This is a genomic window from Streptomyces sp. NPDC027189, assembly GCF_055566975.1.
In genome coordinates this window covers 24692-49656 of the sequence record NZ_JBVHRI010000037.1, presented here as the reverse complement: position 1 = coordinate 49656, position 24965 = coordinate 24692, and the positions used below count along the sequence as shown (strand labels likewise).

20 protein-coding genes are annotated in these 24965 nt (G+C 69.4%); 12 read left to right on the top strand and 8 right to left on the bottom strand.

From position 1 onward, the window contains the following. Positions 1-56 precede the first annotated feature (56 nt). From ACZ4RZ_RS45280 to ACZ4RZ_RS45270, 3 genes are all read left to right on the top strand, one after another. Positions 57-923: a branched-chain amino acid ABC transporter permease gene (locus tag ACZ4RZ_RS45280; protein ID WP_467753410.1), complete on the top strand. Its 867-nt coding sequence runs from the start codon at positions 57-59 to the stop codon at positions 921-923. Continuing rightward, a complete protein-coding gene (locus ACZ4RZ_RS45275; RefSeq protein WP_467753409.1) occupies positions 920-1951 on the top strand; it encodes a branched-chain amino acid ABC transporter permease in 1032 nt (343 codons plus the stop codon). Before ACZ4RZ_RS45280 ends, ACZ4RZ_RS45275 begins: the two co-directional genes overlap by 4 nt. A gap of 72 nt (positions 1952-2023) precedes the next feature. Beyond that, positions 2024-3982, top strand: a complete 1959-nt coding sequence (locus tag ACZ4RZ_RS45270) for a helix-turn-helix domain-containing protein (protein WP_467753408.1) — start codon at positions 2024-2026, stop codon at positions 3980-3982. A 226-nt stretch (positions 3983-4208) separates the two neighbouring features. Here ACZ4RZ_RS45270 and ACZ4RZ_RS45265 read toward each other — a convergent pair whose 3' ends face one another. Then, positions 4209-5687 (bottom strand): glutamate-cysteine ligase family protein, encoded by a 1479-nt coding sequence (locus tag ACZ4RZ_RS45265; RefSeq protein WP_467753407.1) that lies wholly within the window; start codon positions 5685-5687, stop codon positions 4209-4211. A gap of 222 nt (positions 5688-5909) precedes the next feature. Between ACZ4RZ_RS45265 and ACZ4RZ_RS45260 the strand changes: the two genes are divergently transcribed. Together ACZ4RZ_RS45260 and ACZ4RZ_RS45255 are read left to right on the top strand one after the other, a co-directional pair. Beyond that, positions 5910-6497: an RsbRD N-terminal domain-containing protein gene (locus ACZ4RZ_RS45260; protein WP_467753406.1), complete on the top strand. Its 588-nt coding sequence runs from the start codon at positions 5910-5912 to the stop codon at positions 6495-6497. Positions 6498-6609: 112 nt separating this feature from the next. Beyond that, positions 6610-7158, top strand: coding sequence for a PP2C family protein-serine/threonine phosphatase (locus ACZ4RZ_RS45255; protein WP_467753405.1), 549 nt, complete (start codon positions 6610-6612; stop codon positions 7156-7158). 90 nt (positions 7159-7248) lie between these two features. On the opposite strand, the gene ACZ4RZ_RS45250 is transcribed toward ACZ4RZ_RS45255, so the two are convergent. The 3 genes from ACZ4RZ_RS45250 to ACZ4RZ_RS45240 all read right to left on the bottom strand — a co-directional run bounded on the left by ACZ4RZ_RS45250 (position 7249) and on the right by ACZ4RZ_RS45240 (position 10952). Further along, complete coding sequence (locus ACZ4RZ_RS45250; RefSeq protein ID WP_467753404.1) at positions 7249-7464, bottom strand: hypothetical protein; 216 nt, start codon at positions 7462-7464, stop codon at positions 7249-7251. Between the two features lie 245 nt (positions 7465-7709). After that, positions 7710-9800 carry a SpoIIE family protein phosphatase gene (locus ACZ4RZ_RS45245; RefSeq protein ID WP_467753403.1) on the bottom strand — a complete coding sequence of 697 codons (2091 nt, stop codon included), beginning with the start codon at positions 9798-9800 and terminating at the stop codon, positions 7710-7712. Between the two features lie 411 nt (positions 9801-10211). Then, positions 10212-10952 carry a class I SAM-dependent DNA methyltransferase gene (locus ACZ4RZ_RS45240; RefSeq protein ID WP_467753402.1) on the bottom strand — a complete coding sequence of 247 codons (741 nt, stop codon included), beginning with the start codon at positions 10950-10952 and terminating at the stop codon, positions 10212-10214. A gap of 344 nt (positions 10953-11296) precedes the next feature. Here ACZ4RZ_RS45240 and ACZ4RZ_RS45235 point away from each other — a divergent pair, with 344 nt between their 5' ends. The 3 genes from ACZ4RZ_RS45235 (at position 11297) to ACZ4RZ_RS45225 (ending at position 14756) form a co-directional block, all read left to right on the top strand. Next, entirely contained in the window at positions 11297-12283 is a 987-nt protein-coding gene (locus ACZ4RZ_RS45235; RefSeq protein WP_467753401.1) for an LLM class F420-dependent oxidoreductase, read from the top strand. 638 nt (positions 12284-12921) lie between these two features. Further along, complete coding sequence (locus tag ACZ4RZ_RS45230) at positions 12922-14271, top strand: transaminase (RefSeq protein WP_467753400.1); 1350 nt, start codon at positions 12922-12924, stop codon at positions 14269-14271. 44 nt (positions 14272-14315) lie between these two features. Next, positions 14316-14756 (top strand): Lrp/AsnC family transcriptional regulator, encoded by a 441-nt coding sequence (locus tag ACZ4RZ_RS45225; protein WP_467753399.1) that lies wholly within the window; start codon positions 14316-14318, stop codon positions 14754-14756. Positions 14757-14777: 21 nt separating this feature from the next. Here the strand turns inward: ACZ4RZ_RS45225 and ACZ4RZ_RS45220 are convergent, their stop codons facing one another. The 4 genes from ACZ4RZ_RS45220 to ACZ4RZ_RS45205 form a co-directional block, all read right to left on the bottom strand. Continuing rightward, positions 14778-17081: an FUSC family protein gene (locus tag ACZ4RZ_RS45220; RefSeq protein ID WP_467753431.1), complete on the bottom strand. Its 2304-nt coding sequence runs from the start codon at positions 17079-17081 to the stop codon at positions 14778-14780. 158 nt (positions 17082-17239) lie between these two features. Beyond that, a complete protein-coding gene (locus ACZ4RZ_RS45215; RefSeq protein ID WP_467753398.1) occupies positions 17240-18094 on the bottom strand; it encodes a hypothetical protein in 855 nt (284 codons plus the stop codon). Positions 18095-19272: 1178 nt separating this feature from the next. Then, entirely contained in the window at positions 19273-19635 is a 363-nt protein-coding gene (locus ACZ4RZ_RS45210; RefSeq protein WP_467753397.1) for a peptidase inhibitor family I36 protein, read from the bottom strand. 167 nt (positions 19636-19802) lie between these two features. Further along, positions 19803-20408 carry a TetR/AcrR family transcriptional regulator gene (locus tag ACZ4RZ_RS45205; protein ID WP_467753396.1) on the bottom strand — a complete coding sequence of 202 codons (606 nt, stop codon included), beginning with the start codon at positions 20406-20408 and terminating at the stop codon, positions 19803-19805. A gap of 203 nt (positions 20409-20611) precedes the next feature. Here ACZ4RZ_RS45205 and ACZ4RZ_RS45200 point away from each other — a divergent pair, with 203 nt between their 5' ends. From ACZ4RZ_RS45200 to ACZ4RZ_RS45185, 4 genes are all read left to right on the top strand, one after another. Then, positions 20612-21382: an SDR family NAD(P)-dependent oxidoreductase gene (locus ACZ4RZ_RS45200; protein WP_467753395.1), complete on the top strand. Its 771-nt coding sequence runs from the start codon at positions 20612-20614 to the stop codon at positions 21380-21382. Positions 21383-21984: 602 nt separating this feature from the next. Further along, positions 21985-22794: an SAM-dependent methyltransferase gene (locus tag ACZ4RZ_RS45195; protein WP_467753394.1), complete on the top strand. Its 810-nt coding sequence runs from the start codon at positions 21985-21987 to the stop codon at positions 22792-22794. Between the two features lie 455 nt (positions 22795-23249). Then, positions 23250-24113 carry a glycoside hydrolase family 16 protein gene (locus tag ACZ4RZ_RS45190; protein WP_467753393.1) on the top strand — a complete coding sequence of 288 codons (864 nt, stop codon included), beginning with the start codon at positions 23250-23252 and terminating at the stop codon, positions 24111-24113. A 136-nt stretch (positions 24114-24249) separates the two neighbouring features. After that, complete coding sequence (locus tag ACZ4RZ_RS45185; protein WP_467753392.1) at positions 24250-24648, top strand: transposase; 399 nt, start codon at positions 24250-24252, stop codon at positions 24646-24648. The last annotated feature ends 317 nt before the right edge of the window (positions 24649-24965 follow it).

Sequence of the window (24965 nt, the reverse complement as noted above, 5' to 3'; positions counted from 1 at the left end):
CCCGCCGCACGACAGAGCCCCACGGGCAGGCCACCGGCCGAAGACGGGACCCACCCATGACCTCGTTCCTCCAACAGGCCTTCAACGGGCTGGTCAGCGGCAGCTTCTACGCCCTGCTCGCGCTCGGCCTCGCCGTCATCTTCGGCATGCTGCGCGTGGTGAACTTCGCCCACGGCGCCCTCTACATGCTCGGCGCGTTCGGCGCGGTAGCCCTCGCCGACACCACAGGGCTCGGCTTCTGGTGGGCCCTGCTGCTCGTCCCCCTCGCCCTCGCCGTCACCGGCACCCTCCTCGAACGGCTGCTGATCCGCCGCCTGACAGCTCTCGACCCGCTCTACAACTTCCTGCTCACCTTCGGCATCGCACTGGTCTGCCAGGACCTGCTGCGCATGAAGTACGGCGCGCACTCCCAGCCGTACGAGCGTGGTCCCTTCACCGGCTCGATGGACCTGGGCCTGTTCGACTTCCCGCGCTACCAGGTGTTCGTCCTGGCCGTCTCAGTCACCCTCTGCCTGGCCGTGTGGCTGCTGCTCACCCGCACCCGGATCGGGACCATCGTGCGCGCGGCCACCGAACGCCCCGAGCTCACCCGGGCGTTCGGCATCGACACCGGACGCTGGGTCACGCCGGTCTTCGGCTTCGGCGTCGGGCTCGCGGCCCTCGCCGGGGTGCTCGCCGCACCCATGCGGGCGGTCAACACAGGTATGGGCAGCGACCTGATCATTACGGTGTTCGCGGTCGTCGTCATCGGCGGCCTCGGCTCCGTCTTCGGCTCGGTGCTCGCCGGCTTCACCATCGGCATGCTCCAGGCGCTCGGCAACCTCTACGTCCCCGTCCTCTCCCAGACCTCGGTCTATCTGCTGATGGCCGTCGTGCTGCTGGTCCGGCCCGCCGGACTGTTCGGCAAGGAGGAACACGCATGATCCTCACCCTCCTCGACAAGCTGCACGGCCGCCCGGCCTGGATCCGGTGGGGCCTTTTCGCCGCTGGGCTGCTCGTTGCCCTCGGCCTGCCCTGGAGCCTGTATCCGCCGGTCGCCACCGACATCCTCTGCTGGGGCCTGTTCGCCGTCGCGTTCGATCTGCTGCTCGGTCATGCCGGGCTGTTGTCCTTCGGTCACGCGGCGTTCTGGGGAAGCTCGGCGTACGTCACCGGGCTGATCGCCCTGCACAGCGGACTGCCGTTCTATGTGGCCGTCGTGGGTGGCGCGGGGGCCGCCGCGCTGCTCGCCCTGCCCATCGGGTTTCTCGCGGTCCGGCGCAGTGGCATCTACTTCGCCATGGTCACCCTGGCCTTCGCGCAGATGGTGTACTTCATCGCCAACCAGTGGGGCGATGTCACGGGCGGCGAGAACGGTCTGCAGGGAATCCCGCGCGACCTGCCGGGCTTCGACCTGTCGGACTCGTTCGTCTTCTACTACGCGGCCCTGCCGGTGGTGCTGCTCGGCCTCGCCGCGGCCTGGCGGATCGCCCACTCGCCGTTCGGCCGGGTGATCGCCGCCGTGCGCGACAATCCCGCCCGTGCGCGTGCCCTGGGCTATCCCGCCGACCGCTACAAGCTCGTCGTCTTCACCGTCTCCGCGTTCCTGTCCGGCCTCGCGGGCGGACTGTACGCGGTCAACCACGGTTTCGCCTCACTGCAGGAGGTGTACTGGACGACCTCCGGCAAAGTCGTCGTGATGACGGTCCTGGGCGGCATGGGCACGCTGTGGGGCAGCCTGCTGGGAGCCGGCGCCATCGTCCGTCTGGAGGACTGGCTGTCCACCTCCGGCTTCGAGGAGACCGGCCTGGTGACCGGCGGCGTCTTCATCGTTGTCGTCCTGCTCTTCCGCCGAGGAGTGTGGGGCACGCTCGCGCACGTGCTTCGCCCCCGGGCCGGGTCCCCGACACCCGACCCGGAACCACGCCTGGAGCACGACCACGACGACTCGTCGCAGCCGGTGTCGTCGTAGATCTGTGCAGACCAGGCCGGGACAGCGAACATCGCAGGCGGGAACGCGTATCGGAACACCCAGGAGGCATCCGTGCACTCGACGACCACACACAGTCGGGCCGATGTGGAGCCTGCGGCGCGGCTGCTGCGCCTGCTGCGCGAAGACGCCGCGCCGAGCGAGTACGAAGCCCTCCTCGAGCGATGCCCCGAGCAGGACCGGCCCTGGCTGGCCCCGCTGGTCGACGACGCCCTGCAGGTACGCGGTCGTCTGGAGGAGCGCCGGCGCCGGGAGGACGAACTCGGTGCGCTCTACGAGACTGCGGGCGACCTGTCCTCACTGCGTGATCTGGAGGCCGTGCTCCAGGCCATCGTCCGCCGGGCTCACGCGCTGCTCGGCACCGACGTGGCCTATCTGATGCTCAACGACAGCCAACGCGGCGACACCTACATGCGGGTCACCGACGGAATCCGCACGGACGCGTTCAAGCAGGCCCGGCTGGCCATGGGCGCAGGCCTCGGCGGGCTCGTGGCCAAGACAGCGGTTCCCTACAACACCCCCGACTACTTCGGCGACCTGCGCTTCGAGCACAGCATCGACGACGTCGTGCGCGGCGAGGGGCTGATCTCCATCCAGGGAGTACCCCTCAAACTCGGCGAGAACGTCATCGGTGTCCTGTTCGCCGCCAACCGCCGGGTCCGTCCCTTCTCCGACCACGAAGTGGCCCTGCTGGTCTCGCTCGCCAACCATGCCGCCATCGCCATCGAGAACGCCACCCTCTTCCAGGACGTCCGCAGAGCCGTCGACGAACTCACCGAAGCCAACGGCGTCATCCGCGCCCACAGCGAATCGATCGAGCGCACCGCCGCCCTGCACGAGCGGCTCACCACCATCGTTCTCGACGGCGGTGGGATGGCCGATGTGGCCCAGACCCTCGCCGAAGTCCTCGGCGGCAGCATCCTCGTCCTGGACCCTCGCGGCCGCACCATGGCCGCCGCCGGCGACGACCCGTTGGTCGAACAGGCCCGCAGCCAAGGAACGCTCCCGGATCCGTGCCCGGCCGCCCACGCCGTCCGCGACGCCCGGGTGCTGAGCACGGACGCCCGCCGCACCCGCCGTATCCCGGCCGGCGCCGACGGATCCGCCGCCTGCGCCACCCCCATCGTCGCCGGCAGCGAACTCCTGGGCGTACTGCTGCTCGTCCGCGACCACCTGGACGCTTCCGGTGTGCGTTCCCTGGAGCGCGCCGCGCTCGTCACCGCGCTGATGCTGCTGAGCGAACGCACCGTCGCCGAGGCCGAGCACCGGCTGCGCGGCGAGATCCTCGAGGACCTCCTCGGCTCCCCGCATCGGAACCGGGAAGGCCTGTGGCGCCGGGCCACCCTGGTGGGCCTCGACCTCCTCCGGCCGCACACGGTGTTCGCCGCCCGCTGCCGCGACAGCACCCACCGGCGACGCATCGCGGATGCCGCCGCCTCGTACGCCGCCCATGCCCGGGGTCTCGCGGGCGAATACCGGGGCGACACGGTTGTCCTCCTGCCGCAGGACCCGGACCCGGACGAGGCCGCCCGCAGCCTGGCCGACCATTTGTCACGGGCCGTGGACAGCCCGGTCACGGTCGGCGCCGCGACGGCTGCGCCCGGCGTCGACGCCATCGTCGAAGCGCACCACGACGCGGCCCGCTGCCTGGATGTCCTGCTCGCGCTCGACCGCGACGGGGAAGGCGCCTCTCCCAGCCAACTCGGTGTCTACGGCCTGCTGTTCCATCAGACGGGCCGCGACGAGCTGCACCGCTTCGTGCGCCGCACCATCGGTCCCGTCCTCGACTACGACACCGCACGCGGCGGCGAGCTCGCCCGCACCTTGCTCACCTACTTCGCCTGCGACACCGGCCTGGGCCGCACAGCTGCCGAGCTCTACATCCACGTCAACACCCTCTACCAGCGCATCGACCGCGTCACCTCGCTGCTCGGCCCGCACTGGCGCCACGGCGACCAGGCGCTGCAGGTCCACCTCGCCCTCAAAATCCATACGGTGCTGTCCGCCGCGTGATCAACGGTCGGCGCGCACCTCGTCGCGCGGATGGCCGGCGAGGGCGCCACCGGCTCGCCCTCGCCGGCCGGTCGGCCGAGAGGCCGGCACCAGGCCCCGGATCCGGTCCTTGAGCACCGGCAGGCCATGCTCGACGGTTGCCAGAATTCACCGTCGGGCGTTGCCGCTTCTCACGGCCACAATCGACCACCGCCGCCGCGGAGATGAACTCCGTCAGTGACTTCCGTCAGTCGACCGGCCATGTGTGGACCGGGGCGTTGAGGTGCATGTAGTCGATGTACTGCTGCGTCATCCGCCGCAGGGCCTCGTGACGGCCGGCATGGGTGGTGGCGTCGATGTGGTGGAACATCTCCTTCTGCCAGACCGCTCCGTTGCGTCCGGTGACGCACCGCTGCTCGATGATGCCGAGCAACGGCTCGCGCCAGGCTTCGTCCATGCCGGAGTGCTGCAGCCCCCGATGCGCCAGAGGCAGCAGACGGCGCAGGACGAGTTCGGGCACCGGCACCTCGCCCATCCCTGGCCAGTACAGCCGCGCATCAATGCCGTGCCGCGCCGCCGTGTGCAGGTTGTCCTCGGCGGCCGAGAAGGACATCCGTGACCACACGGGCCGGTCTTCCTCCACCAGGGCTCGGGTGAGCCCGTAATAGAAGGCGCCGTTGGCGAGGGTGTCGGCGACGGTCGGGCCGGCGGGCAGCACACGGTTCTCCACCCGCAGGTGAGGTCTGTCGTGGGCGATGGCGTAGACCGGGCGGTTCCAGCGGTAGATGGTGCCGTTGTGCAGGGTGAGCTCGGCCAGCTCGGGGATGTCGCCGCGGTCCAGCGTCTCCGCGGGATCCTGCTTGTCGCACAGGGGCAGCAGCGCCGGGAAGTAGCGCACGTTCTCCTCGAAGAGGTCGAAGACGCTGTTGATCCATCGCTCTCCGAACCACACCCGGGGCCGCACCCCTTGCACCTTGATCTCCTGTGGGCGGGTGTCGGTCGCCTGCTCGAACAGCGGGATACGGGTTTCGTGCGACAGTTCCTTGCCGAACAGGAACGGGGAGTTGGCCGCCAGCGCGACCTGGACCCCGGCGATCGCCTGCGCCGCGTTCCAGTAATCGGCGAACTCCTCCGGGGACACCTGGAGGTGGAACTGGGTGCTGGTGCACGCGGCTTCGGGGGTGATCGTGTCCGCGTAGGTCCGCAGCCGGTCGACGCCGTCCACCTCGATGAGGAGGTCTTCGCCCCGAGCCGCGAAGACCTGCTCGTTGATCAGGTGGTAGCGCGCGTTCTCCGACAGCGCCGCCTCGCCGATGTCCTCCTCCCGCAGGGTAGGCAGGATTCCGATCATGATCAGATGTGCGTCGACCGACCTGGCGCGTTGCTCCGCGTGATTCAGCGCGGCGCGTATCTCGGACTCCCAGGCGTCGGGGCCGCCCGCCGTCAGACGGCGGGGCGGAATGTTGATCTCAAGGTTGAACCGGCCCAACTCGGTGGACCAGGCCGGGTCCGCGATCGCCTCGAGCACATCGCTGTTGCACATCGTCGGCTCTGCCTCGCCGTCGACCAGGTTCAGCTCGATCTCCAGCCCCACCTGGGGCCGTTCGGATTCGAACCGTGACTCGCGCAGCATCTGCGCGAAGGCGTCGAGGCACTCCTGCATCTTGATCCGGTACCGGCGGCGGTCCTCGCGGGTGAAGACCAGCGCCGGGACGTCCCGTCCCATCGGCCCTCCCGGGTTTCCCTCCTCGGACACCTCTCAACCCCAGCGTCGCACCGCCGGGCAGCCCTGACCAGGCGGGACGGGGATAGCCGCACGGGCTGATCGCCACGGGCCACGGTCGGCCGACGGAACCTGTGAACCGCTGTCGCACCCGGTCCGGGCCGCCGTCGAAACGACCGGTGAGATCGACGGGGACATCGCGGTCGACTCCGCCGTCGTGCGTGCGTGCTCGTCGCCCTTGAGCGCGGCATCGAGACTGGCGAGATCGAACCGCCGGTCGCCGACGCGGAGCGTGCGCGTCGGCTGGCTCGGCACGGGAAGCCCGTCAGCGCGATGCTGCGGGCCTTTCGCCTCGGGCAGGGTGTGATCCTCGACAGGCTGCTCGAGGAGTTGCCCCGGCTGACGAACGATCCCGAACTAATCAGCGAGGCGGCACGCAAGCTGATCGCGATAGCGACCGAGTATGTGGACCGCACGTCGGAGCGGGGTGTCGTGGCGTTCCAGGAGGAGCGGGACCGCCGTCTGCGGTGGCGGCTGTCGGTGGTCAACGAGGCGAGCATGCGCATCGGGACGACCCTGGACATCGCACGCACTGCCCAGGAGCTGGCGGACCTCACCACCGAGGACTTCGGCGACCTCGCACCGTCGACCTGCTGGACCACGCGCTCCACGGACACGACACCCCGGCGGCCGGCCCGCTCGTGCTGCGCCGGACCGCCCAGCGGTCAGTGGCCGAGGGCTCCCCGGAACCGACGATTGCCCCGCAGCAGCTCCACACCTACCCGGTCGGATCCCCGCCGGACCGCGCTCTGAACACTGGGCGCCCTCTCGCCACCACCTCGACGCCTCCCACCTCCCGGATGGATCGGCGGCGGTCGCTGATCCCGGCCTCGCCGTCGGTGCCCACCCAATCCGTTCAAGGCTCGTGGTACCTCTGCGCGCCCGAGGCATCACCCTGGGTTTCGGCCAGTTCTTCCGTCACCGCAACCCCGAACTCTTCGACGACGGCGATCTGCTCTTTGCTCAGGACATCGCCGCCAGGGCGGCCGTGGCCGTCGACAACGCCTCGCGCTACACGCACGTGCGTGCCACCGCCCTCGCCCTCCAGCGCAGCCTGCTCCCGCGGAATATGCCGCGGCAGTCCGCCGTGGAGGTCGCCTGCCGCTATCTGCCGGCCTGCGCCGAGGCCGGCGTCGGTGGCGACTGGTACGACGTCATCCCCTTGTCCGGTGCCCGGGTCGCCCTCGTGGTGGGCGACGTGGTCGGCCACGGCATCCATGCCGCCGCCACCATGGGCCGACTGCGGACAGCGGTACGCACCCTGGCCGACATCGACTGCCGCCCGACGAACTGCTCACGCACCTGGACGACGTCGTCGTCCGTCTTTCCGCCGAGGCCACCGCCGACCCCGACGCGGAAAATCGCCCAGGCCTCGCCCGTCGCGACTGCGGAGATCAACAGGCTGCTGCCGTGATGGTGTCACGAGCTCGAGCGGCTGCGTCGCGTGAGACGCATCCTGGCGGCCGGAGAGTACAAGGCGGGCCGCCAGGATGTCGCATGTCACCTATTCGAAGAGCTTCCTGAAGACCCGTGTGGCTGCCTCGCTCTCGGCGGCGGCGGGTGACAGCTCGCTCAGTGTGTCGAGGTCAGTGTCCTGCATCAGCTCTGCTTCCCAGGCGGTGGCGAGCTTTTCCTGCTCCTCGCGTGGCTGCTGCTGGACATGTTCTCGGGCGCGTGGGCTCAGAGCGGCCAGGAATCGTTCGAGGGTATCGATGGGCATGCTTTTCTCCTTGATCACGGAGGTGCCGCTCCTGCGGACACTGTCCAAGCGTGATCGGCACAGACGCTGCGCTATCGGCGCCGGGCCTACTTGGCCCCGAACGGACGCAGTCCAGGTCATCAGCCTGGGTGGGCGCTCGATGCGCTGGATTCGCGTGCGGTCAACAGGCATCGTCCCTTCCCGTGTTGGCGGTGTTGTACAGAACGTTGTGGCTCCACGTGCAGCGGGGTGGGCGGCCGTATCGGCTAGAGGGCCCGGGCGACGAGGAGGGCGACATCGTCGTGGTCGTCGGGGTGGCGCAGGCCGTGCAGCAGGAGGTCGCAGGTCTCTTCGAGCGGCCGGTGGGGTTCGTCGAGGAAGCTGAGGAGCACGTTCAGGCGGTCGTCGATGGGGTGTTGCCGGGTTTCGACGAGCCCGTCGGTGTACAGGACCAGCAGGTCGCCAGGGCCCAGGTCCTCCGTCGTGGTCTCGAAGGAGATGCCGCCGACGCCGAGCGGCGCTCCGGAGGGCAGGTCGAGCAGTGCGGGGGCCTGGCCGGGGCGGGCGAGCGCGGGCGGCATGTGTCCTGCGTTGGCGATATGACACTGCCTTGTGTGGGGGTCGTACACGGCATAGAGGCAGGTGACGATGTAGTGCTCCAGATCGCAGGTGATTTTGTCCAGGTGCTGGAGCACTGCGTCCGGGGCGAGGTCGAGGTCCGCGTAGGCGCAGGTGGCGGTGCGCAGCCGGCCCATGGTGGCGGCTGCGTCGATGCCGTTGCCCATGACGTCGCCGACGACCAGCGCGGTCCTGTCGTCGGACAGCGAGATGACGTCGTACCAGTCGCCGCCGACTTCGCTGGTGCTCTGGGCAGGCTGGTAGCGGGAGGCGAGTTCCAGGCCGGTGTGGTGCGGCGGATGGTCGGGCAGCAGGCTGCGCTGGAGGGTCAGGGCGGTGTTGCGCACGCTCTGGAACCAGCGGGCGTTGTCGATGGCCACGGCTGCGCGGCTGGCGAGCTCACTGGCCAGGATGACGTCGTCCTGGTCGAACGCGAGCGGGTTGCGGGTGCGTTTGAGGTCAAGGGCGCCCAGCACTTCGCCGTGGGCGATCAACGGCACGGCGAGATAGGAGTGGACGCCGGCGCGGGCCAGGAGCGCGGTGGCCTCGGCGTCGCGGGCGATGCGCTGTAGATCGTGGTCGCCGACATGGCGCACCAGCACCGGTCGGCCGGTGTGGACGCACAGGGTGACCAGGCGGTCGCCCCCGTAGGTGGCGAGGTCACCGGGAGGGTCGGCGGCACGCAGGGCCACCGTGGGATGCGCCGCTTTGAGGGCCAGCGCGCGGAAGAGTTCCGGGCCGTTGTCCGGTCTGCGCGAGCGGCGGCAGGCCAGGGCGGAGTCGAGAACGTCCACGGCGACCACATCGGCGAGCTCGGGGGTGGCGATCTCAGCCAGTTCGTGGGCGGTCTGCTCCACCTCCAACGTGGTGCCGACGCGGATGGAGGCGTCGGCGATGAGAGCCAGGCGGCGCCGGGCCCGGTCGGCCTCGGTAGCCGCGCGGTGCCGCTCGGTGACGTCGACGACCGAGGTGGCGGCGCCCAGGACCCGCCCGCCGGGGTCCTCCAGCCGGTAGAAGGAGAGGGACCAGGCGCGGTCGTGCTCGTGCTCGTGGTCGTGCTCATCGTCATGATCGACCGGGGGGCGGCCCACGTGGAACTGGTCGAGCAGGGGGGTTCCGGTGGTGAGCACCTGGCGCAGGGCGGACTCGATGGTGTCGACGTCCAGGAAGGGCAGGGTCTCCCTCAGGTGGCGGCCGATGTGGTCTTCGGCGGGTATGCCGTCGATGCGCTCCAGCGCGGGGTTGACCAAGAGATAGCGCAGGTCGGGATCCATGAGGGCCAAGCCGATCGGGGACTGGTTGATCAGCCGCTCGCACAGGGCCAGGTCGGTCTCGACACGCTGGAGCAGGGTGTGGTCGGCGGCGATGCCGAGGGCGTACACATCCCCGCGATCGTCCAGCAGCCGCATGTTGCGGAACTCCATCACGCGGGTGCTGCCATCCTTGTGCCGGATGGGGAAGGCGCCGGCCCAACTCCGGCCAGTCGCCAGGACCTCCGCGAACAGACCTTGGACAGCCTCCAGATGCTCCGGGTGGATGAACAGTCGCGCTGCGTACTTGCCCAGGGCCTCTTCCGCGGTGTAGCCGAAGAGCTCCTCGGCCTGAGGGGTCCAGAACACAATGCGCCCGCCGGCGTCCAGGACCACCGCGGCCACGCTCAGCACATCCAGCAGGCCGATCGGCCGGGACGGCTCGAGGCCCGACTCGTCACCGCTGAACTGGAAGGATTCTGCCGTCATCCCAGATCATCCTCCACCAGGGCAGGACATGCCGGCCTCTGCAGGCAACGCCGCCCGCCTCGGTTCTGCATACCCGTGCTTCCATGCTCCCTCTGGCCCCGCACATTGCCCAACGGCAGCGTGTCGGCATGTTCAAGCCGAGGTAAGCGGGCTCGATGCTCCCCATGGACTCCGGGTCGCCCCCGGGCATGCTCCCCTGCACCTGGGGGGCTTCTACTCCGGGCCTTCGTGTGGGTGGTGGCGCGGCCGACCAGTCGTTCGTACCGCTGTGCTTCGGCGCAGGTGATCACGGCCGTAGGCTCCCGGCGCGTAGGGCAAACTCCCGGAAGAATGCCACCTCCCCGCCGAAACCTGAGCCTCGCCTGAACCGAGGCGGGGGAGCCGTGGGCACGCCGCGGCCCCCCGTAGTGGTCAGTCAGCGGGCTTCTCCCAGATGGTGACATGCCGGGGGCTCTCGCTCGTGAAGGCCTCCCTTGTCCATCCTGCCCACCGTTCGCGCAGCCGCAGCCCGGCGAGCTGGGCCATCAGGTCGAGTTCCGAGGGCCACACATACCGGAAGGGGATGGACCGGTATGTGCCACGGCCGTCGACGACCTCGACGTAATTCGAACTCGTCGCCTGTGTCGCGACGTCGTAGACGTCGAATGCCCACCGCGTCGGACTTACGTGGAACGGCACGACGTTCTGCCCGGCGGGAAGCTTTCTCAACTCGGGGACCATGACTTCGATGACGAAGGAGCCTCCGGGTTCCAGGTGCGCCGCGACGTTGCGGAAACAGGCCACCTGGGCTTCCTGCGTCGTCAGATTCATGATCGTGTTGAAGAGCAGGTAGGCGACGGAGAACGTCCCGTCCACCCTCGTCGTCGCGAAGTCGCCGATCGTGATGCCGATCGCGTCGCCGCCCGGCTTCGCCCGCAGCCGCGTGACCATCGCTCGTGACAGATCCACGCCGTGGACCGGGACTCCGCGATGTGCCAGCGGCAGCGCGATACGCCCCGTGCCGATGCCCAGTTCAAGGGCGCGGCCACCGCTGGCCAGCCCCTCCAGAACGTCAACTACCGGTTCTACGGCGCTGGGAGCGAACATGTCCGCCGACGATTCGTCGTAGGTGGCCGCGACCTGTTCTCCGAAGTAACCGTCCTCATCGTCCATCGTGCGACCGTACTGGGGAAGCCTGTTGTGGCGCGCGCGAATAGTCGGCCGGGTCAGGGGCGTGCGGAGGGGTAGGGCCACCTGTGACGCGGAGGAGGTCGAGCGTGCCCGCGTCGCTGCTTCCGGCCGCTGCCATGACTACGTCGACCGTGGCCGCGTGGCCCAGTCGTCCGACGAGTCCTACGCCCCGCAGCGCGAACGCCAACTCTGGGACGCCGCCGAACGACTTACCGCGGCGCACGCTTCCTGAACTGCGAGGCGACCGCGACGGCAAGGGTGCACGCGCTGCCTGGTCGGCTGGAGGCAGCCTTGAAACCGTGCCGCCGATGTCTACGGTGACTCGTATGAGGATCAGTGTTGTCGCCGCGGCGCGAGAGGACGACAGCCCGCTCGACGAGCCATTGCGGGTCGCGGCCCTCGCCGACCGACTTGGGTATCACGAGGTGTGGGCGGGTGAGGGCCCGACATGGGACGCGTTCGTGCTCGCCACGGCCATCGGACACGTCACCGAACGTGTCGCTGTGACGGCCGGACCCGTGCCTGTCTCCGTCCGCGACCCGTTCACGATCGTCAGGGGTGCAACATCGACCGCAGCCGCCATCGGCCGCCCCGTCGGCGTGGCGTTGGGTACCTCCAGCAAGCGGGTGGTCGAAGGCGTGCACGGCCGCCCCCGCACCCGGCCCGCGGCCGAACTGGCGCGGAGCGCGGAAGCGGTGCGCGCACTCATGCACGCCGAGCCGGGGGAGGAGGTCGTGCCCGGCAGCGCGTTCCGCCGTCGTCAACGGCCGCCCGGAGGCCCGCTCACCGTGGCGGCGTTCGGCGCCCGGGCGATCGCCGCGGCCGCCGAACACGCCGACCGGATGCTGCTCGACGTCGTCTCCCCGGAACAGGTCCGCGCACTGCGGGCCAAGCTCATCGAGGCCGCCGAACGCGCGGGCCGCACACCGCCACGGCTGGCCGCATGGCTGCCCGTGGCGGTCGATCCCGAGCCGGAGTCCCTCACCCAGATTCTGCGGAGCGTCGTCGGCTACCTGACGGTGCCGGGATACAGCGACATGTTCACGGCGGCCGGCTTTGGCGAGGCGGTGGAGCTGGCGCGCTCCGGCGCCGCCCCCGACGTGCTGCTCGCCGCGCTCCCGCCCGAGGCCGCGACCACAGTCGCCCTGGTGGGCGACGCCACCGCCGTTCACGCCCGCCTCGACGCGTACGCTGCCTCCGGTCTCGACGAGATCGCCGTGGTCCCCGCCACAGCCGGCGACCCGGCCGGGGAACGCACGCTTACGGCGCTGGAGGGACGGGGGACGGACGCACCGCGACCGAGCGGCACCTGAATGTGCGTGGTGGGCCCCCGCAGATGTTCGCCCAGTGGGCCGCCGCGCATGCTTGCGTCTTCCTCTGGTCGTAGCAGGTCGTAGTGAGCTGGGATGAAGCGCGCGGGAGTACTCCCCGCTGACCAGAGCCGCGAGCGCCGTTGCGAAGCAGACGCAGGAGACCGTGACGACCCAGCCCATCCTGCGCAGCCATGAGCGCCGACGGCCGCTGTCGTCGACGAACACGGCCCGGTGTCCGGACACTTCGGGCGCGGGCACTTGGCGCTCCTGGGCGCCCTGGGGAGACGACTTGGCCAGGCTCACGCGTCGGCGGGCGCTCGTGGGCGCGTCGGTGGCGAGCCGTGATCCGTATCGCCCCATGCAGGTGGATGCCCCCGTGATGCCTGCCATGCCCGGCTCCTCGCTCTGCGTCGTTGCCGGTCGTGTGACGCCGCTCTGATCCACAGAACAGATACGGAGGATGTCGCTTCGTGACTCATTGCGACCGGGTGTGATGGATCCCTCGGGCCGGGTGAGGAGCGATCACTTCAGCCTGTCGATTCGATCGCGCACACAGCTGAATCGATCGTCAAAGCTTGCGTCCACATCATTTTCATTCGTAGCATCGCTGCATTCGGTCACCAGTGGAGGAGCACCCGATGAACCGCACCCGCCTGCAGCAGCTCCTGGCCCGTGAGATCGCCGAGGCCGAGCGTCGGAACCCGCGGTCCAAGGCCGCCTACGAAGGAGCCGACCACCTCTTCGGCCGGGTCCCGATGACGTGGATGAACAAGACCGCGGGTGCCTTCCCTCGCTACCTGGACACGGCGCGCGGCGCCCGGATCACGGACGTCGACGGCCACGAGTACATCGACTTCTGTCTCGGTGACACGGGCGCGATGGCCGGTCATTCACCCGCGGTGGTGGCCGAGGCGGTGCGGATCCGGTTCGGGGAACTCGGCGGCGCGACCGCGATGCTGCCCACCGAGGACGCCGAGTGGGTGGGCGCCGAGCTGACCCGCCGCTTCGGGCTCGCGCGCTGGAGCCTCTCGCTGACCGCGACCGACGCCAACCGCTGGTCCATCCGGCTCGCGCGGGCGGTCACCGGACGCCCGAAGATCCTGGTGAACAGCTACAGCTACCACGGCAGCGTCGATGAGTCGCTGATCGTGGTCGGCCCGGACGGACGCGGCACCGCCCGCCCCGGCAACGTCGGCGCCCCCTGCGACGTCACGCTCACCAGCAGGGTCGCGGAGTTCAACGACCTGGCACAGCTGGAGCGCGAACTCGCCCACGGCGACGTCGCCGCCGTCCTCATGGAGCCCGCGCTCACCAACATCGGCATCGTGCTGCCCGAACCCGGCTACCTGGAAGGTGTGCGGGCACTGACGCGCCAGTACGGCACGCTCCTCATCAACGACGAGACGCACACCTTCTCCGCCGGTCCCGGTGGCTGCACCGCTGCGTGGGGCCTGGAGCCGGACCTGCTGACCATCGGTAAGGCGATCGGCGGCGGTATCCCCGCCGGTGCGTACGGGCTCTCGGCCGAGCTCGCCGAGAAGCTCCTCGACCGTGACGACCTGGATCTGGTCGACATGGGCGGCGTCGGCGGCACCCTCGCCGGCAACGCCCTCTCCGTGGCCGCGATGCGAGCGACTCTGGAACACGTCCTCACCGACGGGGCCTTCGACGGGATGTCGAAGCTGTCGGAGCGGTTCGAGGCCGGGGTGCGTGCGGGCATCGACGCGTGGGCCCTGCCGTGGTCGGTGAGCAGGCTCGGCGCCCGGACCGAGTACCGGTTCGCCGATTCCGCGCCGCGCACCGGAACCGAATCCGCCGCCGCTGCCGATGGGGAGCTGGAGGACTACCTCCACCTCTACCTCGCCAACCGGGGCATCCTGCTCACCCCGTTCCACAACATGGCGCTCATGTGCCCCGCGACGACGGAGGAGGACGTGGACACACACACCGACGTCTTCGCGGCCGCCCTGTCCGAAATGGTCGGCTGAACCGCGCCGTTAATCTTGGTACGGGCGAGCCGGAGAGGAGCAGCGTGGACGAGATCGACCGGGCCATCCTGCGCGAACTGCAGGTCGACGGCCGTATCGCGTATGCCGAACTGGGCCCGAAGGTCGGCCTGTCCGCATCGGCGGCCCGCCAGCGGCTGCAACGACTGCTCGACTCCCAGGCCGTACAGGTGGTCGGCGTCACGGACCCGATGGGCATGGGCGGACAGTCGATGGCACTGCTCGGCATCGCGGTGGACGGTGACCCGCGAGCGGTCGCCGACGAACTGGCCCGGCGGGCCGAGGTGGTCTACTCGGTGTTGACCTCCGGCGGGTTCGACCTGTTCGCCGAGGTCGTCTGCCCGGGCCCCCGGGATCTGCTGGACTTCGTCAACGACGTCGTGCGACCGATCGAAGGCGTCCGGCAAGTGCAGTCGTTCCCGTACTTCGGGATCCACACGCACCGGTTCCTTTGGAATGTGGGGTGAGGGCCACGACGTCGAAATCGGCTACGAGACCCGACCCTGAGACGATGCCTTGTCGGGTGTGGAGACGGTCACTCCCAGGGGACGGGCGAGACCGATCACCCCTTCGTCCAGGCGCTGCAGATGCCGTAGCACCCGACCCGTGACGCGGTCGTGCCGAGGGGAACCCGGCGTGTCCGTCTCGAGCATGGAAGCGAGGCTCGCACCGGTCTCGGCCACCCCGTCGCTGTCGTCGTCCTCGACGCGGGCGACGAGTACGTCGATGTTGTGGGCGATGCGCCGCCCCGCACCCTTGAGACGGGGATCAGCGGCGACCGTCTTGCTGTACGGGAGGAGTTCGGCCGTCGCCGCCAGAGAACGCGCGTGATAGGCGCACGTCTCCAGCAGGGCCACGACGTAGCGAGCGGTCTGGCGACGGGACCGCAGCGGGGTGATCGGATGGGTCAACGGCTGCGTGGAGGCCCGTAGATCGTCCAGTGCCGAATCCAGATCCCGGGCCCTGTCCAGCAGATCCAGTGCGGGACCGCCGCTCAGCTGCTCCACCGCGGCACCGGTGACGTCACCGAGCCGGGTCAGCACCGTGCCGAGCAGTTCGTCGGTACGGCGATCGGTGTTCACCGGCAGGATCACGGCGGCCGCGATCACGCCGCAGACGGCGCCGAGCGCGGTCTCCTCGATGCGCAGGACGAGAACCGAGGCGCTGTAGGTGTTGAGCAGTGTGTACAGCAGGCCCAGCATCGCCGTGACGAAGAAGGACATCAGGGCGTACGACAGCGGCGCGGTGAAGAACATGGCGAAGATGAACAGCAGTACGAGTGCGAACGCCGTCCAGGTGTGGTTGCCCACCAGGCCCGCGAGACCGACACCGGCGACCACGCCGAGAACGGTGCCCAGCAGCCGACGGTAGCCCTTGACCAGGATCTCCCCGGTGGACGCCGTGTTCAAGAAGACGACCCAGCAGGTCAGCACCGCCCAGTACCAGCGCTGGCTGGAGAGGAACTCCCCGCCGACAATGGCCAGGGCCGAACCCACCGACACCTGGACCGCGGCCCGGGTCGTGGGCCGCTCCAGCCCCTTGCGGTCGTCCCCGCCCGGCCCGGACTCCTCGGCCCCCGCGATGGCGACGTCCTCGGCATCGAACTCCTCCCGGGAACGGGTCGTCGCGGGTGTGTCGTCGGACTCGTCCTGGGGGCCGTCGAGGGCCAGCCGCAGGCCCAGGACCGAGCGCGCCGCCTCTCCGATGCCGCGAAAGACGTCCTGTACGACGGCCGAGGCACGTGGCAGATTCTCCTCGTCCCGATAGCCGAGGAGCCGGTTGCGGAGGTGGGCCATCGCGGCGCCGCGGTCGTTCGAGACCGGACGGATCACGAGCAGGCGCAGCGCGTCGAGATCGCGGCGCAGCGTCGCGGTGGTGTCGTCCTGGGCGCGCAGCCGGTCGCCGGCAGGCGGCACCGGCGCGTGCGGCAGGTGCAGGGTGAGCGTGTCGGCGCGCTCGGCGCTGCGCGCGGTGAGCAGGAGAACGCCGAGCCGCTCGGCGGCGATCTCGGCATCGGCCACGCGCCGTTGGACGAGCGAGGCGGTGGCGGGGCTGCTCGTTCCCTCCTCCAGCCGCCCCTGGATCATCATCGCGCTCTCGTGGAGGCGTGCGGTGTGCCGGCGCACGTCCTCCAAGGCCTTCTCGACGCGGTCGGGCCCGGCATCGAGCAACTCGGTCTGGGCGGACACCAATTGGGCCAGCCGGGCCCGGAAGGCCTCGCGCAGTCGCAGCAGGATGCGTTCGGGCGTCTCCACGACCAGCCCGAACCGCACCACCGCGCTGCAGGCGAACGCGACGGCCAGCGTTCCGCACAGCCCCGGCAGGGCGGCGGAGGTGGCCCTGACGAACAGGGCGACGAAGTAGATCTGAAACCCGATGAGGCCCAGCGCCGTGCCGCGGTCTCCGAAGCGGCGGCTGTATACGGCGGCGAAGATCAGGGCGATGAAGAACAGATCCCCCGCGACGACCCGGGTGTTCAACAGTGCCCCCAGCGACATCGCCACCACCGCCACGGGCAGGCCGAGTGCGAGAGTGAGGGCCTGTTCGTGCCGCTGCTTCTCCTTGATGGCGAAGGTCGCGACCATGGCCGCCATGGCACCGGTCACCATGTGACTGACATCGGCCCCGAGCACGGCCAGGACCGCGAGCGTGAGCGCGATGGCACCAACGGTCCGCAACCCGGCCATGAGCCGCAACAGCCCGGGGTCGGATGCCTCGAACCGGTCCCAGATCTCCGTCCAATTCGGCCGCGCCACTGTCCTCACGCTGTCGCTTTTCCCGCTCTCCGTCATGATCCGCAGTCCCAGCATCGCACGCGCCCGTGCAGCGCCGCGCCGGATGACGTCGGCCGGGCCATGGCAGGCGCCCCGGACGGGCCGCTGGGTGACGAAGATCGTCATTCCAACGACTGAGACCGATCCCGGCGAGGCCGCTGCCGGTCCCGAGGCGGTCAGGCGCCGTGCGGCGCGAACCTCGTGGTCGTGAAGGAGATCTTGTCGCGGGAGGTCGTGCCGTCGGTGATCCACCAGTGCGTGGGGTGCCGGCCGTAGAAGCCGAACACGGAGCCGGACGCCCAGTTGAAGATCAGCTCGTCCTTGCCGTCATGGTCGAAGTCGGCTGCTCCCACGGGCCGGGCGTGCCGCCATTTCGTCGGAGTCTTCTCGCCGTTCGCCGTCGCGGGTCCTTCGCGCACAACGGGAGTGCGTTCGGAGCCGTCGATGAGCGTGCCGCCTTCGTACGTGGCGACCAGGATCCCGTCGCGGCCGTCGCCGTCCGGGTCGGCCGCCGTGAACCCACCCGGGCCGAAGTCCGTGCGCGCGTCCTGGGCCGTCCCGGGCAGCCGGTAGGTGACCGGTTGGCCGCCGCTGCCGGGGTAGACGGCGAGCGATCCGTCGACGTCGGGCGGCTCCGTTTCGTAGCCGGGCTCGTCGTTGCGGCTGTCGTCGTCGCCGACGGCCAGGTCGTGCAGTCCGTCCCCGTCGAAGTTGCCGAACGCATGGGCGTTGCCGCGGCGCAGCTGCCTGCCGTTCGCGGACAGGCCGGTGCCCTGGTGGGCCGGGTAAAGGGTGTTGTCGGACTGCTTCCCGTCGCTCACGGTGTGCAGCAGGAGGGAGGTCGCGCGCGGTGTGCCGGACGGGTCGATGTCATCGGCGACGAGCGCGCCGTCCGACCAGGGCAGGGTGGTGTCGGTACGAGTCGGCGCACCGGACCGGTCGAAGGGTTCACCTCCCGCGGGCCGGAGTGCCGCTCGCGGGAGGCGCGCCGTGCACCCCGGCTGCCGACGTTCGCGAGGGGGACGGCTCATCACGCGTCGTGTCGTTGCCGCATCCGGCGAGCGCAGCGACCAGGACGCAGACAGCCATAGCTGGACAGGTGGTGCGGGACTTCATGTGCCCCGCCTTCACACCCCGCGAGTGGCCAACTCCAGGGCGGCGGAGGACCGTTGTCCAATCGTCGTCGAGAGGGCCTCGGGACCACCGACCGGGACGAGCCCGACGCACCGCCGTCGGTCCTGCATCGGCGACGGCGCACTCACACCGATGGGCCCGTCCCAGTGGCGGGGCGCCAACAGGGCCGCTACTAATGGTCAGCGGCCCGCCAGCGGAATCGGCTGGTGGCGGACTTCTTCGGGAAGTGGCGCCGACGGCTGCCGCGTTAGCCGGCGGTGCTCTCATCCCGGGCGATATTTCGCCTGGCTCCCCGGACACCGGACGGCACGCAGACAACCTGAGCGAGTTTCCAGGCCAGCAGGGTGTACGACCGCACGGAACACTCGATTCCCAATCTCATGCGGATGATGGCCGCTGCAACCGATGCCGGTCCGGCATCCGCGCCTGCATAAGCATGGAAGCACCGGACCCACAGTGCTTGTGAAAGTGGAAGGGGGTGATCCGAGTTGAGTCTCACAGCTGGATCTTCTGGCTCTTTGCCTAGTCGATACGCGGTGCCTGACTTCAGCCACACGCAGGCGGAAGGGCTTTGGCCGCGTCGAACGGGCGCCAACCAGGGCGCCACGCTGAAGGACAGTAAGATTCGCGCCGGGCAGTCCTCCGAGAAGGCCGCGCTCCTCCATCAGCACCCCGCCGAGGAGGGGCAGTACGCGGTGGGTCCGCCCGGCGCGACGCCATTGAGCGCACGAGACCTGCACAGCACCACAAGAACAAGCAGGAGGAGCACCGGAGCCTTCTGGTGCGCTCCCTGACGCTGCGTTTGGGTATGCAGCGCCCCGCTTGTGACGCAGCGGTGGCCAATAGGGATGGCAGGCAAGACCACGACGTCCAAGGCGTGTTCGTGCCTGTGCTCTGAGTGGCGGGGCAGACCACGACAGCCGGTCGGCCGGGACCCTGTTCTGTCCGACTGAGGCCGGGGTGAAGCCCTGGGGGAGGCATCATGCCGGTGAGGGCCCGCCCGCAGAGGCTGCCATCACCCGACATCAGGAGCGAATGCGAGGATGATGACCGGCCCGCGGCCGCGCGGGCAGTCTCAGCAGAAGGAGCGGGCGATGAAGCTCTCCATCTCGTCGTTCCGCCACAGCTCGGCGATGCGCTGGTGCGGCGCGACGCAGCCCATGAAGCCAGTGAGATTGTCGTTGTCGAACATCACGATGTAGAGGTCGGAGGCGTTGTCGACGCTGCTGATTTCGTTGTCGCCGTCCCAGCCGTCGATGTCGTACGGGCCGCCCGCGACGACGTCCACGTACCGGCTGCCTTCGAAGTTGCCGTCCTCCCACATGCAGACGCGACCAGCCCCGCAGTAACCGTCCGCCTGCGCTTCGCCGGCGAAGCCGACGGTCAGTGCCGGCACGGCCAGCAGGGCGGCCAGGCCCGCCTTGGTCCTGGTGAGCATGGTGTTCTCCTCCCGTTGACGGCCGCTCCGTCTCGTTCCCCCGGGGCAGGCGGCCGGGAGACCACGTTGCCGCAGACCGCGCCCCTGCGGCACCTCGCAGATGCGAGGTTGACACCCGAGCGGGGCTCATCAGGCAGCAGGCAGCTCGTGGAGGCCGATGGGGCGGCTCAGGCGCTGCTCGCAGTCGCGCGGAGGTTCGCGATGCCGGAGTCGAGTGCGGCCTTGAGGTGCGTTGAGTTGCCCGTGGACATCATGATCGATACGCCTCCCTGGACTCCGGCCAGCAGTGCTGCGGCCGTCTCGTCGATGTCAAGGGACGGCGCCACCAGGCCGCGGGCCTGGAGCGACCGGATGCCGGCGGCGAGGTGCTCCTGCCACTGGCGCATCAGCTCGACCACGATCGCCCGCGCTCCCGGTTCGGAGCGCCCGACCTGCAGGAACAACGATCCCAACGGGCAGTGATCGCCTTGCAGCTCGTAGCGCTCCACCACCGCGTCCCGCCACCGGTACCAGGACTCCCAGGAGTCCAGGCTCCCCAGGAACGGCTGCTGGTCGTCCAGGACGCGGTCCGCTTCGAACTGGGCTACCGCCAGGAGCAGTTCGTCCTTGCCGCCGGGGAAGTAGTGGAAGAGCTGGCTCTTGCTCGTCCTGGTGCGGCTGCGAATGTCGTCGAGTGTCGTGAAAGCGACGCCCCTGTCGCGGAGCACCTCGGCGGCGCCCTCGACGATGCGGGCCTGGGTGGCCCGTCCCTTCGCGGTCGGAGCGTGTGGCATCGACCTCTCCCATTCACTGGACTCGCAGGTCCATTTTACGGCGGTCGTCGCGAGCGGCGCTGCCCCAGGGTGCGCCGGCACCAGCGATTGGACTTGCCAGTCCATTTTTGCCGGAGCACAGTCGATCTCACGGCTCAGTCCACGGGACAGTCGTGCAGAGCGGTCGGTACCGGCCGCGGAGAACGAGACAAGGGACACGCACCATGGGTGGACGACTGCAGAACAAGACCGCGCTCGTCACGGGATCGACGAGCAATATCGGGCAGGCGATCGCTGAGGCGTTCGCCGCCGAGGGCGCCCATGTCGTCGTGTCGGGGCGCAGCCGGGAGCGGGGGGCGCAGGTCGTCGAGGGGATCCGCGCAGCCGGCGGTCGTGCCGATTTCGTAGAGGCGGACCTCGACGGAAGTGCGCGGGCCTCCCTGGACCTGACGCGGCAGGCGGGTGTGGTGCTCGGCGGTCGCATCGACATCCTGGTCAACAACGCCGGCATCTACCCCGGTGCCACCACCACCGCCACGGACGAGGAGACCTTCGACCGGGTCTACGCGGTGAACGTCAAAGCACCGTTCTTCCTGACCGCCGCCGTCGCCCCGGCCATGGCGCAGGCCGGTGGCGGAACCATCATCAATCTCGGGTCCTGGATCGCCCGCCTGGGCATTCCGGTCGGCGCTCTCTACAGCTCGACCAAAGGTGCCATGGAGACGCTCACTCGGGCGTGGGCGGCCGAGTTCGGGCCGGCCGGCGTGCGGGTCAACGCGATCTCCCCCGGTGTGATCGTCACCCGTGCTGCGGGGGAAAGTGACCCTCACCCCGGCGAGGTCTTGATGAAGGGGACTCCGGCCGGGGAGGTTGGTAGCCCGGACGCCATTGCGTACGCCGCTGTCTGGCTGGCCAGTGATGAAGCTGCCTTCGTACACGGAACGGTGGTGGACGTCGACGGAGGCCGCACCGGCATCGCTGTCGTCGCCGCGTGACCCACCGTGATGTCAAGGAGGTGCGGGCCGGCGTCCAGCGCTCCGCCGCGACGGCGGCCTGCGGCGACTGCATTGGACGGCAAGGAAGCCCGCCGACTGGGTTCGACGTCGGCGGACAACAACCCGCCACGTCACCCCGCCCGCTGACCCGCCGTCCTTATTCCGTCACCCACACACGCAGCACGTCGTCGGTTCCCCCATACGTCGTACCCGGGGAACTCCTCTCGCCGGCACTCCGGTCCGGGGTGGCTGGACGACGGCGCCTTCAAGGAGGTCGAGGTCAACGCCGAGCTGCCCAACACCGGCGTGTGGGCGGAGACGCGGGAGTTGGCCGCGGGCGGCGCTGGCGGTCTCGTAACTGCGGAGCATCGGCGCGAAGCGCTTCGGAGTTCCCGCGGGCATGCGGGCGATGGACTGTCCGCGCCCATCAGGCGTTCTGGTCGAGCGGTTGGCCTCGGCGCCGGACGACCTCGGTGGCCCGGTCTTCTGAAAGGAAGGCCCGGGATGGACCGGAACCCGGGCATGCCAGGATGATGTTCTGACAGTCACTCACCACAGCTCATTCGGTGGCGAGATGCGACTCCAGGACGGAGCCAGGCAGCATGACCTCCCCCAGTAGCGGCGCCCACCCATTAGAGATCGACACGAGCAAGCCCCACCCGGCTCGGATGTACAACTACTTTCTCGGCGGGAAGGACAACTACGAGGTCGACCGGGAGGCGGCCGAGCAGTTCATGAAGGTGGCTCCGGAGGTGCGGGCCGGCGTCCGCGCCAACCGGCGCTTCATGCAGCGCGCCGTCCGGCACGTCGTCGCGGAAGGCGGCATCCGGCAGATCCTCGACGTGGGCACGGGCCTGCCCACCGAGCCCAACGTGCACGAGATCGCGCAGGCCATCGCCCCCGAGACCCGCGTCGCCTACGTCGACAACGATCCGATCGTCAGCGCCCACTCGATGGCCCTCATGGCTGACACCGACACCTCCGTCGTCCTGGCCGACCTGCGTGATCCCCGAGCCCTCCTCGACCACCCCGAGGTGCGCAAGGTCATCGACTTCGACCAGCCGGTGGCTCTGCTGCTGGTGGCCATCGTGCACTTCATTCCTGACGCGGAGGACCCTGAGGACATTGTGGCCACCCTCCGCGACGCGCTGCCCACCGGTTCCTACCTTGTCCTGTCGCACGCGACGGGCGACATCCACGAGGACCGCCGTGAGGACGCCGCAGCCGTCTACAACAGCGCCACCGCCACCCTGAACCTCCGCCCCCACACCCAGGTCTTGGACTTCTTCGGCGACTTCACCCTGGTGGACCCCGGTCTGGTCCAGGTCCCGGACTGGCGCCCTGACGAGCCGCCGAAACGTGACGCCCCGCCCATCGGCATCTACGGCGGAGTGGCTCGCAAGAACGGCTGACCGGCCAACAGCCCTGTTGGCCTTGTACTCCCGTCCCGGCGGCCCCCGTTCCCCTCGGTCCGCACGACGAACAGCGCTCACGCCCGCCCCGCACTGCGAGCGTCCCGCCTGATGCTCGCAGTGCCGAGTTCTGCACGGGTTACGAGTCGGCCGTCTGAGCGGTTCAGCCGGCGGGCGATCCGCATGAGTGTCAGAGGGGTCGGCTTGGATGGCGGCATGCACTCCTTTCGCGGCATCGGAGCGCGACCCTCCGGTACGAGGGGTGCTCGGGGGGTGGCGTTGCGCGTGTCGTGCGGCGAGGATGCTCCTTCGCGTGGTGCTTGCTGCCGCAGACGGCTTGAGGAGTTGTCCCCGCAGCCTTGTGCGGAGGAGATCGACGACGCCTGCACGCTGAGGAGCGGGGGAGTCTTCCGATGGGTCTACACGCGGCGCCGAGCCGGCGCAAACGTGCTCTGATGATGCCCCTTGGCCTCATGCTCCTGGCCGGATTTCTCTTCGTTCCCCGTGCTGATGGGGCGCCCCGCTCTGACGATGCCTGCCACAGCACGGGCACCGACCTGCCTCGCGGCGACTGCGGCCCCTTCTGGCAGGTCCTTGCGGAGGACTTCAACGGTGACCGTGTACTGCGCGGTTCGTTCAGCGACTGCGACCATCATGTCGATACCTCAGCCGCGTACTGCGGGGGCCTGAGCGGTACGTACCGGGACAACTGGTGGGCGTATCCGACCGGTTGGCGTGACACGGCCAATGACCGGGGCCGTGAAGTCGTGGGTGAATACCACCCGGAGGACACGGTGAGCGTGGGACCCGCGGAGAATGGCGACGGGAGGATGCACGTCCGTATGTGGCGACCCGCCGACGGCGGCCCTGTACATGCCGCGGCACTCGTACCGCGTGCCGTCATGCAGATGGCATACGGCAAGTACAGCGCTCGCATCAAGGTGACGAAGGTGGCTCCCGGATACAAGTCCGCTTGGCTGCACTATGGCGGTGGCTGCGAGATGGACCACCCCGAGGGGGAGTGGACCGGCACCCTCACCGCGTTCCATCATCCGTGCGGCGGGGGTGAGCAGGGTTACTTCCCCAGCAACGATGACTGGACCGAGTGGCACACCGTCTCGACGGAATGGACACCCGGACATGTGCGGTTCTTCGTGGACGGCCAGGAGACGGGTGAGGACAACCGCAGTGTGCCGGACCGTCCGCTCTCTTGGGTGCTGCAAAACGAAAGCGCCCTCGAAGGACCGGGTGCTGCTCCGGGGAGCAGCGCCGAACTCGACATCACCTGGGTGGCTGCGTACGCATACGGCTGGAAGTGATCAGCCGTGTGCGAACGACTGTGATCCGCGTCGTAGCTGCCGGCCGCAGACGGGTCGAAGCCCCCGGCCTCCGTCTCTGCGACTTGGGGGTAGCCAAGAGGCGCGACCGTGGGGGCAGGGGGCCTCCCCCTGAGTGGTGGACACGCTGATACTGGATCTGCTTGATCCGGAGGAAGCGAGAAGACCGCCGATGGCGATGAAGGACTACTCGGACGAGTTCAAGGCCGATGCCGTGGCCCTGTACGAGTCCACACCCGGGGCGACCTACAAGAGCATCGCCGCTGATCTGGGCGTCAACCGGGCGACCCTGCGCGAGTGGGTGCTGCGGGACCGCGAACGCCGTGGCGTCACCGCCGTGGCTGGGAAGCCGGCCGCCCGACCTCGACAGGCGGCACCGTCCGCCGATCCGGACGAGCGGGTCCGGCAGCTGGAGGCTCGGGTGGCAGAACTCGAGGCGAGTGAGCGCAAGCTCGCCACCGAGCGGGACATCCTCCGCAAGGCGGCCAAGTATTTCGCCGGGGAAACGAACTGGTGAGGAGCCGCTTCCAGTTCGTCGACGACCACCGGGACACCGGCCTCGGTACTGGTGGGTTCGCCTATTCAACTGCCGCCAGTTCCTCGCGGAACCCACCCTGTTGGTGACCGTGTGTGGTCGCCGGGGGCGTATCGGCTCCAGGTGCGGTGACCCCCCGGGAGGCGTCTCGCAGTAAAACCCTCCAGGAAAGCGAGTGTTGAAGATTCCGTGGAGGCTCCTGCTGGCGCCTCGGATGTCTGCGAGGATCCGCCCTGCCGAGCGACTGTGAGTATCGGAGATGACAGTGAGTCAGGGGCAAGGGGCCGCCACATCTACCA